This is a genomic window from Coleofasciculus sp. LEGE 07092 (assembly GCF_015207375.1).
Lineage (GTDB): Bacteria > Cyanobacteriota > Cyanobacteriia > Cyanobacteriales > Coleofasciculaceae > LEGE-07092.
In genome coordinates this window covers 12,525-27,863 of record NZ_JADEWY010000042.1, presented here as the reverse complement: position 1 = coordinate 27,863, position 15,339 = coordinate 12,525, and the positions used below count along the sequence as shown (strand labels likewise).

Sequence of the window (15,339 nt, the reverse complement as noted above, 5' to 3'; positions counted from 1 at the left end):
TATCACCTATCTCAGGTTATACCCAGTTGCAGCGAGGGTTGCGTAAGGAGAGAAACATCCACTCCCTACTCCCTTTCCTTGATATTAGGATTCTAAACTCAACCGTCCAGACGCGATCACTCAGATTGTGTAAAAGGGTATAGCTCTTTTGTAGAAGCGATCGCTATGTCAAATTCCTCCCCGCCCGAACCGCCATCTCCCCTCAATATTGATGAGTGGATGGCAATTTTTGTCGCCTTTACCGCTATCAGCAGTATTGGATATTGGGTGCAGAACAAACAAGATCAGGGTTGGACTCTAAAAAACTTGCAATTTTTGCCACCCTCGCCTCAACCTAACCAAACTCCAGAGGCACTATCAACACCCAAACCAACCCCAACTGCGCCCGAATCTTCTCCAGTCATTTCCAATCCAATCCCGACTGCGCCCAAGTCACCTTCCCCTCGCAGCCCGACTCTAGCCATCCCCAGACTGTCTAAATTGCTAACACGCAAAAAAAAACCATCTCCCACCCCTCCTACCTCATCTGTTGAATTTTCCGATGTTCCCAATAACTTTTGGGCAAATCCTGCGATCGCCTCCCTTGCCAAACGTAATGTTGTGGTTGGCTTTCCCGATGGCACCTTTGAACCTGAGCGCTTCGCCACGCGGGGGGAGTTAGCCGCTATGCTGCAAAAAGCATTCGACCGCAAAAATAAACAAAACCCTGTCGATTTTGAGGACTTGCCCCCCAACTACTGGGCAAGTGATGCTATTGCAGAAGTCTTTCAAACCGGTATTTTAAAAGGATATTCAGATAACCGCTTCCGCCCCAACCAACCCGTCTCCCGCGCTGAGGTTTTGGTTGCTCTCGTCACAGCACTAAATCTTAAACCGCCATCGACGCCAGAGAAAAGCTTACAGTCTTTCAAGGATGGGGAGCAAGTACCCGATTACGCGATCGCTAAAATTGCCGCTGCTAAAGCTGCTGGTTTAGTGACTGGCTACCGTAATGGAGAATTGCTAGTTCCAAGCAAACCTGCCACCCGTGCTGAGGTTGCCGCCATGATTTATCAAGCCTTACAGCAGTGAATGTTTGTTGCACCTTTTAGATCGACTAAATTCCAACCCCTCTGAGAGGAGCAAGGGTCGTGAAATGATACATTGATCAGAGTTTTGCGTCAATGTAGCACTTTGACCATGGAGTAATATTGTGTAATATAACTATACAGTTCTTAATTTTTCACCGCCAGAGACTGAATCCCGAAACGGCAAGAAGTGTCAACAACCCAACGCTCATCCTACGTTTTTATCATGACAAAAGCACTGACAGACGAATACCTTATGAGAGATGACCTTCAGGAATCCTTTACGCGCAGTCATATCAATCCTTCGACCTTAAGCACATTTCAGAGAATTTTATTAACAACAGATGGTACGGTAACGGATATATTAGAAGCCTATTTGTTTGAACAAATTAAAATAGATAAGCTATCCGAACAACTTAATAAGCTTTCAGATAACATTTCAGTAATAGGGTTAAAAGAAGGGACAGAAGTCATTGAAAGAAAAATACTTTTACAGGGAAAAATAAGTCGAAAAAACTACATTTACGCCGAGTCGATTATTGTTCCTGAAAGACTGAACGAAAGCTTCCGATATGCCCTGCTTCAAACTAAAACACCCATTGGAAAAATTTGGCTAGAGCAACGAGTTGAAACTTTTAAGGAGATTATCGATTCTGCAAAAGAACCTGCTAATGATTTAGCCTACCATTTTAATATCAAATCTTCAGAAAATTTACTATCACGAACTTATCTCGTTTTTTCAAATCGTCAAGCCGTGATGATGATTACCGAAAAATTTCCGGAGAGCTATTTTATTAACAACTTCTGACGCTGTAGAGATGTTGTAGGGAACGTCTCTATATGGTGACATATGCCATGCCCTTACACATTTTTTTGTTTATTACAAAAGCTAACAAAATTTTTAACTACACCCATCTATATTAATTAGCTCGTTAAAAAGTACCCCATAAGGGTACTGTAACCTTTCTCAGACTGTACAGAGATAGCAGACCCATTCGTCGTCAATCAACAACTGGACTTTGAAGAAAAGGCACTTTTGTATCCTATCGTACAACACGTAAGTGAACTAACGTTATATATGGTTAAGTTCAAATTTTCGATGGTACTAGCCATAGTGTCATCCAGTTTACCAAAATCTGGAAAATGGTTGATTGCTTGAACGTTTAGAGGTGTGTTATGGAGTCAGAAGTAAACACGGGGAACAGCCGCACCCCTACTCCGAATTCAAAATTCAAAACGGTTAAAGAGTTTGCTTTGAATTTTAAGTTCAACTGATCCCGATTGGATTGACTAAAAGGAGTTTTTTACCATGCGACAAATGTGCTGGCTATTTCGGTTTGGTACAACCGAGGCAAAAATTTTGCACCTGCGGACTTCACCAAACGAAGCTTGGCGTCCCTATACAGCCTTTCCGCAATACACCGTTCCCGATTACCGCATCCCAGGTGGTTCCAAAGGTTGGGCAACCTATCAGAAACTCAGATTAGCAGGCTGGGTGTTAGTCTCCAGCTCTAATGAAACGGTTAATGAGTCTCAGAAACTTGCCAGTTAAACATCAAGAAAAAAGTGAAAGGGGAAAGGGCTGGGAAAAATTTTATCCCCCTTCCCCCTAAACTACTACGCCAATACTTGGTAAGGATTGGTTAACTTCTCCAACTGCTGTAGCAACAAACTCAGGAACAAACCGACATCAGTAACGACGCCAACCGATTCGATAGAACCGCGATCGCTTAATTTCGTCACCACGGCTGGGTTGATATCCACACAAACCATCTTCACCCCTGCCGGCGTCATGTTGCCAACTCCAATGGAGTGCAGCATTGTAGACAGCATCAAAATCAAATCAGTCCCTTCTAACAGCTTGCTATATTCAGTCTGCGCTTTAATCAAATCCATCTGGGTGTCTGGTAGAGGACCATCATCGCGGATCGAACCCGCTAAGGCAAAAGGCACATTGTTTTTCACGCATTCATACATCACGCCTTTTGTCAAGACTCCGTGCTCGACCGCTTTAGCAATGCTGCCATAGTGCCGGATGGTGTTAATAATTTTCAGGTGGTGTCGGTGTCCGCCCCGCACCGGGACTCCCCGTTGCATATCAACCCCCAAAGAGGTTCCCATCAGGGATTGCTCGATATCGTGAACGGCGATCGCATTCCCACCTAAAAGTCCTTGTACATAGCCCTCTCGAATCAGCCGCGACAGGTGTTGACCGCCCCCAGTATGAATCACCACAGGTCCGGCGGTAACGAGTACTTTACCACCTTGGTCGCGGATTTGGCGCATTTCCCAGGCAATCTGCTCAACAATTAATTCCACACGGCGTTCGCTAGAGACACCGGCTCCCATGAAACTGAATTCCTGCTGATTACTGCGCTGTGTCCTAGATTCCGTCTTGCGTACCGTGCGAATTCCTTCAACACCGACGATTACCTGTTCACCGGCTTTTAGATCCCGTAGCAGTTTGCATTGAGCTACGGAACCCTTGGGAGTATCAGAGACAGCGATCGCCCCATCCATGCGCTGGTTTTCCACTTTCACCCACTCACCATTCACCCGCACCTCTGTCGGATAAATCGTCGTAACGTAAAAATCATCGGGAGCCACACCCTCTTGAGTAACAGCTTCCACGTTAATATCGCAGACGTCTTGAGGAGTAGCGACAGCCCCCAGATCGATAAGCTGGCTGACGATCTCTTCCATCACATCATGGGAAGGAGCCGATACCTTCACCTCAGCGCTTGAGGTACTCTGCCGTTGTTCTCCCAGATTAAAATTGAGAACCTGAAAACTACCGCCATTTTCCACAATCAAATCTAAAGCGCGGCTGATGAGCCCGGAGTCTAACAGATGCCCTTCCATGCGCATGGTGCGGCTTTCAACTAGGACATTGGCATGGACTTCGGTACGGACTGGCTCAGTAACGCGCAGGGTTAGGCATTTAGCAGCCCCCCCTGCTTTCAGAAATTCTGTGAGGGGCGTCTCAACGACTTCAAAGCCAGCGTCAGCAAAGCGTTGATTGAGGCGATCGCTGGCTTTGTTCATCACGATCACTCGGTCGATATTGACTGCATTGCAAGCGAAGTTTACCGCATCGGCTTCTTCAATCGCAATCCGTTTTTCTGGCAGCACCCGCATCTCGATCAAGCGGTTGGAGTAGGCGTCGAACGCACCAGGGTAGTAGAGTAAATAGCCGCCTGTCAGAGGGCAGAAGCAGGTATCTAGGTGATAGAACCGCTCATCGGTTAGTCGCAGCGATACGACTTCAATGTCGAGCCATTTTGCCAGATAGGGATGAGAATCGAGTTCCGAGCGGAAACCATATCCCGCCCACAACCAGCGCCCTTCCCGGTCGAGTAAGGCATCGCCAGCACCTTCAAAGGGTAAGTCTTTGGGCAGTTCGTAGACGGTATAGCCGTGATCTTCAAACCATTGTTTAAAGTAAGGTTCTTCACCCTGACGTTCTTTGTGCAGGAAACGACTGAGAACAACGGTTTTACCCAGAACTAAACCGGCATTGGCAGTAAATACCATGTCGGGCCAACCCTGTTGGGGTTCAACTAAGTCAACGAGGCTGCGATCTTTGAGGATGTGATGCAGCTTGTACCACTGCTCAACGGCGCGATCGCGCGAGGATTTGTGAATGTTCCCTTCCATCCAGGGATTAATCACATAATCTACGTCGTAGTGGTCGGGAGCACACATCAGAAAGCGAATCGAATCAGTCATAATGAATGAAAAATTTTAGGTAGATGCCTACAAGAGATTTCTATTGACCGTAGGCTTGGCAGTCAAAACAGACCAATTTTCTATCCTATCTGATTTTGACGGGCAAGTATCCAACTTTAGCGTTTGGGTTTGACAATAGAAGTATCCTGAGCAAAGCAATAAGGGATAGGGGTGATCTACATTGACAGTTACATCAAAAATATACGGAATCCAGTTCAATCTGACTGAATATTGAAGCAGGGCATTGATCAGGAATTATTATGGCAATCGATAATTTTGAGCGGTTTTTTGAAGCGTGTAATCCCAGCAAAACTATCGATATGGGTAATCCGGCAGACCGCCCCTACTATATCGATTTTTCGACGGTGCGCGGTGGCAAGATGATTGAGGCATTGAATCGCACAATTACTCGTCTCTCGCCGGATACACCGACCTGCCAACTTTTTACAGGTCATATTGGTTGTGGAAAATCTACAGATTTATTGCGGCTAAAAGCTGAATTAAGCGAACGGGGTTTTCATGTGGTTTATTTCGAGTCTACCCAAGACTTGGATATGGGGGATGTGGATATTAGTGATATTTTGTTAGCGATCGCTCGGCAAGTGAGTGCTAGCTTGGAGCAGCAAAAAATACATTTACAACCCCGTGGCTTCAAAGCGTTACTGAAAGAAGCAGCCGAGTTGGTTAAATCAACAGAAGTAACAGCCGAAGCCTCTTTTCCGGGATTGGGCAATCTGACAGTCACCAATCAGGGAAATGCTGAGTTTTCACTAGCTGCGGGTATTGGCAAGATTACAGCTAAAACCAAAGATAGCGCTAGGCTGCGCAGTCGTTTACGGCAATATCTGGAGCCTCAAACTAATTCTCTTTTGCAAGCCATCAATGAAGAACTGCTCAAACCCGCCATAGAAAACCTGAAGCAACAGGGTAAAAGAGGACTTGTCGTCATTGTCGATAATTTGGATCGAGTAGATGCTCGACTCAAAATAGCGAAACGCTCGTTGCCAGAGTATTTGTTTATTGACCGGGGTGAACAATTACGCAGACTCAACTGCCATGTGGTGTACACTATTCCCCTATCGCTGATGTTCTCGAATGAGAGCGAAACGCTGAAAAATCGCTTGGGCGGTGGGATACCTCCTCAAGTACTGCCCATGGTATCAGTACAACGGCGAGACGGCAGGGACTACGAACCCGGAATAGCACTGCTGCGACAGATGGTGCTAGCGAGGGCATTTCCGGAAGTAGATGCCAATCAACGCCTGCACTCCATTACCGATTTATTTGACAGTCCTGCAACATTAGACCGTCTCTGCCGAGTCAGTGGAGGTCATGTGCGGAATTTGCTAGGGTTGCTCTATGGCTGTTTACGAGAACAAGATCCGCCATTGTCGCGTCATTTGCTGGAAAAGATGATTAGGCAAGACCGCGATCGCTTGCTCTTACCCATTGATAATAATGAGTGGGAACTGCTGTTTCAAGTCATCCAACAACAAAACGTCTCAGAAGAGCAAGAGTACCAAACCCTGTGGCGAACTCTATGGTTATTTGAGTATCGAGATGAGCAGGGATGCTGGTTTGGTATCAACCCCGTTTTGGCTGAGTCAGAAAAATTTAAGTCTTGGCAGGAGTGTAATCATTAAGTTAGCCACTCACCTTTTGAAGAGGGTAAGAGGATGAGCGATCCCGATTTACTCACAGATACTGATGCCGAAAACGAGCGCTCCCTGAATACCTTAGCTCGAGCAATCAAGCTTTCGCGGGGACGGTTCTGCTTAATCTTGGCTCGCTGCAATTATGGCTGTTGTCAAGAAACCATTGGGCAACGACTTCAACAACTCTGTCCTTTTGAGATTCGAGAGTTCGCTCTGCCGGAGTCAGCCAGAACTCTTTATACAGCACTCAAAGAAGAACTGGGGGATGAACAGCCACCTGCATTAATGGTTTTGGGTTTAGAGGCAGTAACGGAACTTGATGATTTACTAAGTGCCACGAATCAAGTCAGGGATGAGTTTCGGAAACGCTTTTCCTTCCCGATTGTGCTTTGGGTGAACGATCAAGTGCTGCGTAAGCTGGTTAAAATAGCCCCCGATTTCAACAGTTGGACGGGTATCCCCATTGAGTTTATGGTGAGCAGCCAACAAATACAGTTGCAACTGCAACAAGAAGCACAGGGATTCTTTGCTGCCATTTTAGACACTGGCTCTAGTGAGTTTCTGCCCAACTTTGCCATTCTGGGCGCGAGGTATCGTGATGAACTGACTGCCGCTGTCAGAGATTTAAACCGTCGCCAGATCCACTTAGAACCAGAGATTGAAGCAGGTGTGTCTTTTGTATGGGGTCGAGATGAATATGCCAGTGACCATATTGATACTGCTGTTACTTATTATCAGAAAAGTTTAGGGTTTTGGCAGCAAAACCGTAATCTAGAATACTGCGGCGTCTTACGATACCATCTAGGACTGTGTTGGTTACGTTGTGCTGAACTCGAACGCAACGACAATCAAGATTATTGGCAGGACGCTAAACAGGAATTCCAGGAAGGGATTAATGATTTTGAAGTAGTAGGACGTTGCGATTTAGTCGCTAAATTTATTAATCCCCTAGGGGCAGTTCTACGACGATTAAAAGCTTGGGATGAACTGCAAACCCTTGCCCAAAAAGCTCTGAAACTACATCAAGATTGTGGAACTCCGGTGCAATTGGCTCAGGATTACGGCTTTCTAGCAGAAGTTGCCCTAGAGGAATCCCACAATTACAAACAGGCAAATGAGTGGGCGAATCAAGCTCTGGTGATTATCAATACACTGCCAGAGGCGGAGCAACAGCAACGGGGATTGTATGAATTACTCTTGGCGCGATCGCAACAGCAGTTAGGTCAAATGCAACAGGCAATTGACACCCTAGAACAAGCCAAAAAAGGAAGCAATCCTCAGGACAATCCACAGCTCTACATTGACATTCTGAGAACCTTGCGATCGCTCTACTTTCACCAAGGTGATTATTTAGAAGCATTTGGGAACAAGCAAGAGCAACGCGCCATTGAATCTCTCTATGGTTTCCGCGCCTTTATCGGTGCAGGACGCTTACAACCTAAGCGACAGGCAAAAACAACACTGGGGATCAAGACAAAGAGCCTACACCCTGATGAGATCATTGCACCAGAAATTGCGGTTTCCGGACGGCAGTTTGATGTCAATCGCCTAATGGAGAGAATCACGCGGAATGACTGCAAATTGACCGTGATTCATGGTCTTTCAGGTGTTGGCAAAAGTTCAATCTTAACGGCAGGATTAGTCCCAGCGCTTAACTACCACACTATTGATACACGCGATCCCTTACCCATTGTGATTAGAGTTTATACCAATTGGGAAAAGGAGTTGGCTAAGAAGTTAGCGAAGGCGCTGGAGAGTCCTGAACGGCAATTTTTGAGCCATGGGTCATTTGACAGTTGTGACAGTTGTGCGATCGCTGCCAGCACCATTTTAGAGCAATTGCGAAACAACGAAAACCGTCATCTGCTAACTATTCTTATTTTCGATCAATTTGAAGAGTTTTTCTTTGTCAACCATGAGCCATTAGCCAGACGAGCATTTTTTCGTTTTTTAGACGACTGCCTCAGCATTCCCTATGTGAAAGTTATCTTGGCTTTGCGTGAAGATTATCTGCATTATCTGTTAGAGTATGAACGCTTAACCAAGCATTCCATAATCAACTTTGATATTCTAAATAGAGAAAACCGCTACTACTTAGGGAATCTCTCACCCAAAGATACTGAATTAGTTATTAACAGCCTCACAGAACGTTCTCATTTATTCTGGGAAACCGAGCTGATTCAGCAACTGGTACAAGATTTAGCGGGAGAACTCGGAGAGGTGCGTCCCATTGAATTGCAAATTGTGGGCGAGCAGCTCCAAACGGAAACTATCACGACATTAGAGAAGTATCAGGACTATGGTAAACAAAAACTAGTTGAGCAATTTTTAGAAACTGTAGTTAAAGACTGTGGCTCCGAGAATCAAGACGTTGCTGAATCTGTTTTATACTTCCTTACCGATGAAAAGGAAAACCGCCCCCTTAAAACTTATGCTCAAATTTCAGCCGAGCTAGCCAAAGAAGCTGAAAAGCTAGATTTAGTATTAGAAATTTTTGTCGCTTCCGGTTTAGTGGTGCTGCTTCCCGAAGTTCCCGCCGCTCGCTATCAATTGGTCCACGATTATCTAGTCACCTTTATTCGCCAAAAGCGAAAAACAAAATTAAGCCAAAAACTCCAAGAAGCTGAAGAAGAGAATCAGAGATTAGCAGAAGTCATCGCCGAACTGAAACAGGAAAAGGCACAACGGCAGCGGACTGAAGCCCAGCTCAATCAGGCACAAGTAGAGATTGCACAGGCTCAAAAGAGAAGTCAACAGAAAATTCAGAAAACGATTCGGAGAGGTCGTCTGGTACTAACTCTGTGTTCTTTGCTAGCAGTTACTCTCGTAGCTGGGTCATTAACCTGGGTAGGTACAACACTCAAAACAGCTAGAAAAGGCACACAGATAGAGTTGGCAGGGGTCAAAACTTTACAACAGTTTGAGTCTAAAGAAATAGAAGCACTACTTTCGGCAATGGAGAGTGGACAAACCTTAAATCAATTTATTGGCAAAAATCCCCTGTTCACCCAGTTCACCCAGTCTTTAATAACCAGTCCCGTATTAGCACTACAAACAATTCTGGACAATATTCATGAAAAGAACCGACTTAGCGTTAAAGGCGATACAGTGAATGATGTGAGTTTTAGCCCAGATACAGAGCGTTTGGTTACTGTCGGGAAGGATGGCAGGGTGCGGATCTGGAGCCTTTCAGGACAGTTATTGAAAGAATGGCAGGGAAATCAGGGAGAAATTTTTAGCGTTAAGTTTAGTCCAACAGGGCAATATTTAGTTACGGCAGGAGAGGATAGTACAGCGCGACTGTGGGACTTATCAGGGCGGCAACTGGCTCAACTCAATCATCAAGCCGCAGTAACCAATGTGGATTTTAAGTCAGATGGACAACTCCTAGCAACGGTGGGAAAGGACGGTACAGTTCGACTCTGGAACCTATCCGGGCAGCAACTGCGCCAATGGGATGGAAAAGAAAGTCAGGATCTACTCTGGGATGTAAGTTTTAGTCCAGATGGGCAACGACTAGCAACTACCGGCGAAGATGGCATCGTTCGACTCTGGAACCTATCTGGGCAGCAGATTGCTCAAATGCAAGGTCATCAGGGTGCAGTTTTTAGTGTCAGTTTTAGTCCCGATGGGCAGCGCTTGGCAACAGTAGGAGCGGATGGTATTGTTTTACTCTGGAACCTATCAGGGCAGCAGGTCGGTGGATTTAACACCAAGCAACCGATACTTACAAGTGTCAGTTTTAGCCCGGATGGGCAGAGTCTGGTGACAGCCGGAATAGATGGTACAGTCCAACTCTGGAATTTGTCCTATAGCCCTATTCCAGAAGGTACAGAGCGCACGGTCAAATTCTGGAGGTTGTTAGAGCAGCCCATTCAATTTAAAGGACATCAAGGCTGGGTTTATAGTGCGAGTTTTAGTCCGGATGGGCAATACCTGGCTACAGCCGGGGAGGATGGCACAACTCGCCTCTGGCAGCTCTCAAAAGAGCAACCCGTTGAATGGAATGCTCACAAATCTAGCGATTGGAGTGTGGTGAGTTTCAGCCCAGATGGTCAGCATTTAGTCACAGCTAGCTTTCAAGACAATACTGTCCGTCTTTGGAATCGCTCTGGGCAGCAGCTAAGAGAATGGAAGACAGAGCAGAAAAACATTGAGAGTATCAGTTTTAGCCCAGATGGGCAGTACCTCGCTACAGCAGCCGATGACGGTACAGTCAAACTTTGGACTCGCTCCGGGCAGTTCATCACTCAATTTGACGCCCATCAAGGCATAGTCTACAGCGTCACTTTCAGCCCAGATGGTCAACGTCTGGCTACTGCTGGAGCAGATGGTACAGTCCGCCTCTGGAACCTGTCAGGGCAGGAAATTGCTGAATATAAAGGTCATCAAGGTAAAGTTTACAATGTCAATTTCAGTCCAGATGGTCAGCGTCTGGCTACTGCTGGAGAAGATGGTACAGCCCGACTATGGAACCTGTCAGGACAGTCTCTCACTCAATTTGACGCCCATCACGGCAAGGTCTACAGCGTAACCTTCAGCCCCGATGGGCAACGCCTTGCTACTGCTGGAGAAGATGGTATAGCCCGACTTTGGAACCTGTCAGGAAAGGAAATTCGTCAACTTGAGGGGCATCAAGGCAAAGTCTTTAACGTTAATTTCAGCCCCGATGGGCAACGCCTTGCTACGGCTGGAGCAGATGGTACAGTTCGATTGTGGAATTTGTCAGGGCAACAAATCGCTCAATTTGACCGTGAACGGGATGCAGCCTACAACACCAGTTTTAGCCCAGATGGTCAGCATTTAGCCACTGTCGGGGCAGATGGGATAGTGCAGTTATGGGAAATTGAAGAGTTGGATGAACTGCTAAGTCGGGGTTGTGACTGGCTGAGTGAATACCTCAAAATTCATTCTCAAGAAACAAATCTCTGCCCCAGTCAGCCTTGAACTGGGTTGTCTAAACGAGTGTCTTTATAATTCCTTGTCCCAATACTTGATTTATGTGTTAATATTGTAAGTTTATTATAAATAGCCCTGGAGAGGTAAGGAATTAGGTGTAAGTTTGTGTATAGTGCTAGTAGGTTCCTACACTAGGAGAAAAACCGATGTCTAGATTATTGCTCATTCTTGGAATCCTTATCCTCAATACACCTGCTGTCTTAGCCTGTAACGGGCAAACCATAAGAAACAACAGCAACCATTCTGCCTTCTCTAGAGAGTATGCAGGACAAGGAAAACTTGGATTACCTCCAGGTCCTGGTTCACCTGATCGTGAAAGTTCAGGGACAAGGTAGTATGACCCAGGATAACGTTCAGATTCAACAGGGTGCAAGGCTAATAAAACCCTACACCAAGCTGAGTACAGGTATGGTGCAGTTAGTTTTTATGTTTATCCTTTCCTAAGTCACTTTAATAGGGCGAATGGCTTGCCACAATTCCTCATACTGTTCAACGGCTTCCTTCGGCAGAGGATAGAGAAATTCACTGTCATTGAGAACAGACAAATCAGGCAGAAGTAAGGGATTTTTGCGGATTTCTGGGGGTATTTCTTGGGGATTAAGGGTGAAGAGTAGAGGCGAAGCGGCATCGCTCAACAGAGAAATTTCAATGGCGGATTGCTGTTGCCAGCAAAAATTAACCCACTGCTGGGTTGGAGAGAGGGAATCTGCGGTTTCTCCAGTACTAGCTTGCTGGGTTCTAGCGGTGGGTTGTACCCATACATCTGCCCAAAGAGCCGTTCCCGGTTGGGGAAGTACTGCTTCAACTTGCCGATCGCGTCCTCGCAGTGCCAGGATATCAGTAGACCAACCCACGGCTAGCCAGGTATCTCCCAAAATCAGAGGCTCTAAATAGTGCTTAGAACTGTAAAACTTAGCTTGTTGGTGCAGTGCTAACAGTTCCGCTTCAAGGTTTGGCACCTCACTTAAATTAGGGGTGTTGTAAGAAAAGCCCAGTTTTTTCAACGTCAGACCGATTACTTCTCGCGGATGATCCAGTAAAGAAATGCGATCGCGTAACTCGGGACGCCACAAATCACTCCACTGTGTCGGTGTCCAACCCAGCGCCTTGAACTTATCGCGGCGATAGGCAATAACAGTACTGCCCCAGCGGTAAGGTGCGCCCCAGATTAGTCCAGATTTGTCAAGTTTACCTTTGCGGTTGCGTTGCACCAGTAACTGCCAACGAGGGGGTAGCTGCTGCCATTGGGGTAATTTTGAAAGCTCTAGGGGTTGAATCAGTTCCTGCTCGATGGCGGCGTCTAACCAATAATCCCCTAATGTTACCAAGTTTGCGATCGCTGGAGTTTTGGGAGTAATGAACGGAATTGACAAACGCGGTTTAGTATCCTTTGTCTTTGCTTGCCGCTTCCAGATTTCCAGGCGCTTGTACACATCCACTAACTGTGTTTCTGGCTCGAAGTTGAGCGCGATGGGTTGTGTGAGCGCCTTGCGAAATTCACCCAGTAGTTGAGCTGGGATTGAATCTTTCAGCAGTCGCACGTTCAAAGACTGCTGCTGCCTGCTATTACATCCAGATGCCAACTGCCCTAGAGTCAGGGCACTAGCACCCACGAGAAAGGAGCGTCGTTTCATCTCTCTAATCTGCTGGATACCTCGTCTATGTGTAACATGGGCGGTGTCGTTTACTGATAGTCTGCTTGATTTCTGACCAGACCTATCCTAGCCTTTGACAGAGCTGGAGGTTACTAAAACTTATTTTGCTGCAAAAAACGATACATTCTGTCCATATTCCTCTGTCGCTAAAAGTGAGATTGATAACGGCAGCCTGCATTGGTAAAAAAGTCTGAAAAGGCTCGAAAGCTAGTGAATACACGACTAAATTAACCTTAAATTTTGAATGAGCGATCGCTGAAATTTTCACAATTGACCCTAGAAAAAAATGAGCAAATGCTTGAATTGCCCAATTGTCTCAAATAATTAAATGAATCAGCACTCAAGAGGCTTTTTGGCTTACATTAACTAGCATGAGAGAGAACCAAGTTATGGAAATTGGCAGTCGCATGGATACAGCTCAACAGCAAATCGTCGGTCTAAGTCATAAAGTTGATTCGCTATATCAAATCATCGATCAGCTCAGTCACCAAGTGTCAGAATGTGTGTTGGCAATTCGCCAAATACCACCATCAGGCTCTAACCCATCCTCGTTAGGGGTAAATGAGAGACCGTATACCTACCACAGCCCCAGTCTTCTCGACTCTGTGATGGAACATAAAGATATTTTAATTGACAGCAACAGTGAGAGCATAAATTCCCATCAAAACAGTGATAATGTTCTGTCTGCTGACGTTCAAGTGCAACGCCTAACCGCTCAACTGACAGCCGCCTACAATCGCATTGCGGCTCTAGAAGAACAGTTACTCGTTCGCAGAATCCACTCCTAACTTATCTCACTAACATCGGTTGTATCGCTCGACCAAAGCTTCAATCCTTTGAAGTAATTCCATAGAGTTCCAGCCTTTGGAGAGATGGCAAGCGATCGCACATCCCCCAGCACCAACCCCTTCCTTAACATAGCCTTGCTCGTAAGCTCGCAGTTGAGGGTATTGGGATGTCGCAAAACTCAACTCGGTTGCTAAAAGAGGCACGCCGCCAATAGCTTGTGCTAATCCAATCGTGTCACCGGTGGAGTCTTCTGCCACCCATCGGGTTGTTCCTACAACGACTCGGGTGGGTTGCCATAGGAACGAATCAGGCTCAATGCCTTTTAACTTAAACCTATCGCCCAACACTCTAGGCTGTGCTAACGCTTCTGCTAAAGCGTAAACTGCCAGCATTTGCGTACCACCAGCTAACAGAACCCCACTGCTACGACTTGCCCCCATCACCAGTCCGGCGGCAGCGATTTGCATGGGATCTCCTACCGCTGCCACTAATTGGAAGGGATCAATAGCATAACCATGCTCCAGTCGGGCACGTTGCAACCCAACCTGCACAATTTCCCACTTTTGGGCATGATTGCAGGTTGGGTGACTGCTATTGACCTTACCCGCAGCGGCAATGCCTAACCCTGTTAGGATACTCAAAGCCGTTGTGGTTCCTCCCACCACACATTCTCCAATAATTAAATAGCCATCAGCCGCAATAGCTGCAAGTTTTTGCCCCCACTTTACCCCTTGTTCAAACAGGTGTTTTACGGTGTCGAGGGGCAGGGCATTTCCAGAAGTCAGGCAATTAGCAGGAACACCACCCAAGTCAATAGCAGGTACGGCTGGGGGTTGAGGTAAACCGGCGTTGAAAAGATATACAGGCAGGTTGCACGCTTCGATGACAGCGCGAGAAATGAGTACAGGAGATGCCCCAATGTCTAAAGGCGGCAGGGGATACCGAGGATGGGGAGTCGGTCCGTTGATTAAAAATTCGGCATCTGCGATCGCAGTATACTTGCGATCGGCGGGTGTGGCACCAGCAGCAGAAATACCGGGAATCAAACCCGCAGCCGTAAATCCTAAAATGCAGGCGAACACGGGCGGACGCCCCTGATACTGTTGCAACCATTGATGTCCCTGTTTGAGCTGGGTATAGATTCGGATCACAGAATTACCAAATATAAAATTAATCTACAGTTTATCGCTCGAGATAAAGGGTTTTACTGTTAAAATTTCTTCAACCCATCTTAGACAACCTATCCGTCCTTAAACTGGGGCGTTTATATCGTCATCGTCACTAATGCACCATTCATAATTCATCTGATCGCCCAATTGCAGCCCATCAATCCCTTCAATATACAGCTTTAAAATAGTAGCCTTCCTTGCTGTATTGATGTTAGGGTAGAGGAGCAGTTTCTAGGGTTGAGTTACTGTTCAGGGAGAATCTACCCGTGGCAGACTTATTTAACAAGTCGCTGATTTTTTTTGTAAGAACTAGAAG

At 46.3% G+C, this 15,339-nt stretch carries 9 protein-coding genes; 6 read left to right on the top strand and 3 right to left on the bottom strand.

Annotation, left to right across the window (positions count from 1 at the left end; all coding sequences use genetic code 11):
- The first annotated feature begins 165 nt into the window (after nucleotides 1–165).
- From IQ257_RS12525 to IQ257_RS12515, 3 genes are all read left to right on the top strand, one after another.
- On the top strand, nucleotides 166–1,071 hold the full coding sequence (locus IQ257_RS12525) for an S-layer homology domain-containing protein (protein ID WP_193873561.1): 906 nt from the start codon (nucleotides 166–168) through the stop codon (nucleotides 1,069–1,071).
- Nucleotides 1,072–1,293: 222 nt separating this feature from the next.
- A complete protein-coding gene (locus tag IQ257_RS12520) occupies nucleotides 1,294–1,875 on the top strand; it encodes a chorismate--pyruvate lyase family protein (RefSeq protein ID WP_193873560.1) in 582 nt (193 codons plus the stop codon).
- 501 nt (nucleotides 1,876–2,376) lie between these two features.
- A complete protein-coding gene (locus tag IQ257_RS12515; RefSeq protein ID WP_193873559.1) occupies nucleotides 2,377–2,619 on the top strand; it encodes a hypothetical protein in 243 nt (80 codons plus the stop codon).
- A gap of 65 nt (nucleotides 2,620–2,684) precedes the next feature.
- On the opposite strand, the gene IQ257_RS12510 is transcribed toward IQ257_RS12515, so the two are convergent.
- The gene (locus IQ257_RS12510; protein WP_193873558.1) at nucleotides 2,685–4,796 is read right to left on the bottom strand and encodes a TIGR00300 family protein; all 2,112 of its coding nucleotides are present in this window, start codon (nucleotides 4,794–4,796) and stop codon (nucleotides 2,685–2,687) included.
- Nucleotides 4,797–5,056: 260 nt separating this feature from the next.
- Here IQ257_RS12510 and IQ257_RS12505 point away from each other — a divergent pair, with 260 nt between their 5' ends.
- Nucleotides 5,057–6,439: a P-loop NTPase fold protein gene (locus tag IQ257_RS12505; protein WP_193873557.1), complete on the top strand. Its 1,383-nt coding sequence runs from the start codon at nucleotides 5,057–5,059 to the stop codon at nucleotides 6,437–6,439.
- Nucleotides 6,440–6,472: 33 nt separating this feature from the next.
- Nucleotides 6,473–11,398: an eIF2A-related protein gene (locus IQ257_RS12500; protein ID WP_193873556.1), complete on the top strand. Its 4,926-nt coding sequence runs from the start codon at nucleotides 6,473–6,475 to the stop codon at nucleotides 11,396–11,398.
- A gap of 452 nt (nucleotides 11,399–11,850) precedes the next feature.
- Here IQ257_RS12500 and IQ257_RS12495 read toward each other — a convergent pair whose 3' ends face one another.
- Nucleotides 11,851–13,044, bottom strand: coding sequence for an extracellular solute-binding protein (locus tag IQ257_RS12495; RefSeq protein WP_193873555.1), 1,194 nt, complete (start codon nucleotides 13,042–13,044; stop codon nucleotides 11,851–11,853).
- A gap of 392 nt (nucleotides 13,045–13,436) precedes the next feature.
- Here IQ257_RS12495 and IQ257_RS12490 point away from each other — a divergent pair, with 392 nt between their 5' ends.
- Nucleotides 13,437–13,853 carry a hypothetical protein gene (locus IQ257_RS12490; RefSeq protein ID WP_228060661.1) on the top strand — a complete coding sequence of 139 codons (417 nt, stop codon included), beginning with the start codon at nucleotides 13,437–13,439 and terminating at the stop codon, nucleotides 13,851–13,853.
- Between the two features lie 9 nt (nucleotides 13,854–13,862).
- On the opposite strand, the gene cobT is transcribed toward IQ257_RS12490, so the two are convergent.
- Nucleotides 13,863–15,005 (bottom strand): nicotinate mononucleotide-dependent phosphoribosyltransferase CobT, encoded by a 1,143-nt coding sequence (gene cobT, locus IQ257_RS12485; protein WP_193873554.1) that lies wholly within the window; start codon nucleotides 15,003–15,005, stop codon nucleotides 13,863–13,865.
- Nucleotides 15,006–15,339 lie beyond the last annotated feature (334 nt).

Excerpts from the sequence above, each read along its gene's own strand:
- IQ257_RS12525 (WP_193873561.1), top strand. The coding sequence starts at position 166 with ATGTCAAATTCCTCCCCGCCCGAACCGCCATCTCCCCTCAATATTGAT.
- IQ257_RS12520 (WP_193873560.1), top strand. The coding sequence starts at position 1,294 with ATGACAAAAGCACTGACAGACGAATACCTTATGAGAGATGACCTTCAG.
- IQ257_RS12515 (WP_193873559.1), top strand. The coding sequence starts at position 2,377 with ATGCGACAAATGTGCTGGCTATTTCGGTTTGGTACAACCGAGGCAAAA.
- IQ257_RS12510 (WP_193873558.1), bottom strand. The coding sequence starts at position 4,796 with ATGACTGATTCGATTCGCTTTCTGATGTGTGCTCCCGACCACTACGAC.
- IQ257_RS12505 (WP_193873557.1), top strand. The coding sequence starts at position 5,057 with ATGGCAATCGATAATTTTGAGCGGTTTTTTGAAGCGTGTAATCCCAGC.
- IQ257_RS12500 (WP_193873556.1), top strand. The coding sequence starts at position 6,473 with ATGAGCGATCCCGATTTACTCACAGATACTGATGCCGAAAACGAGCGC.
- IQ257_RS12495 (WP_193873555.1), bottom strand. The coding sequence starts at position 13,044 with ATGAAACGACGCTCCTTTCTCGTGGGTGCTAGTGCCCTGACTCTAGGG.
- IQ257_RS12490 (WP_228060661.1), top strand. The coding sequence starts at position 13,437 with ATGAGAGAGAACCAAGTTATGGAAATTGGCAGTCGCATGGATACAGCT.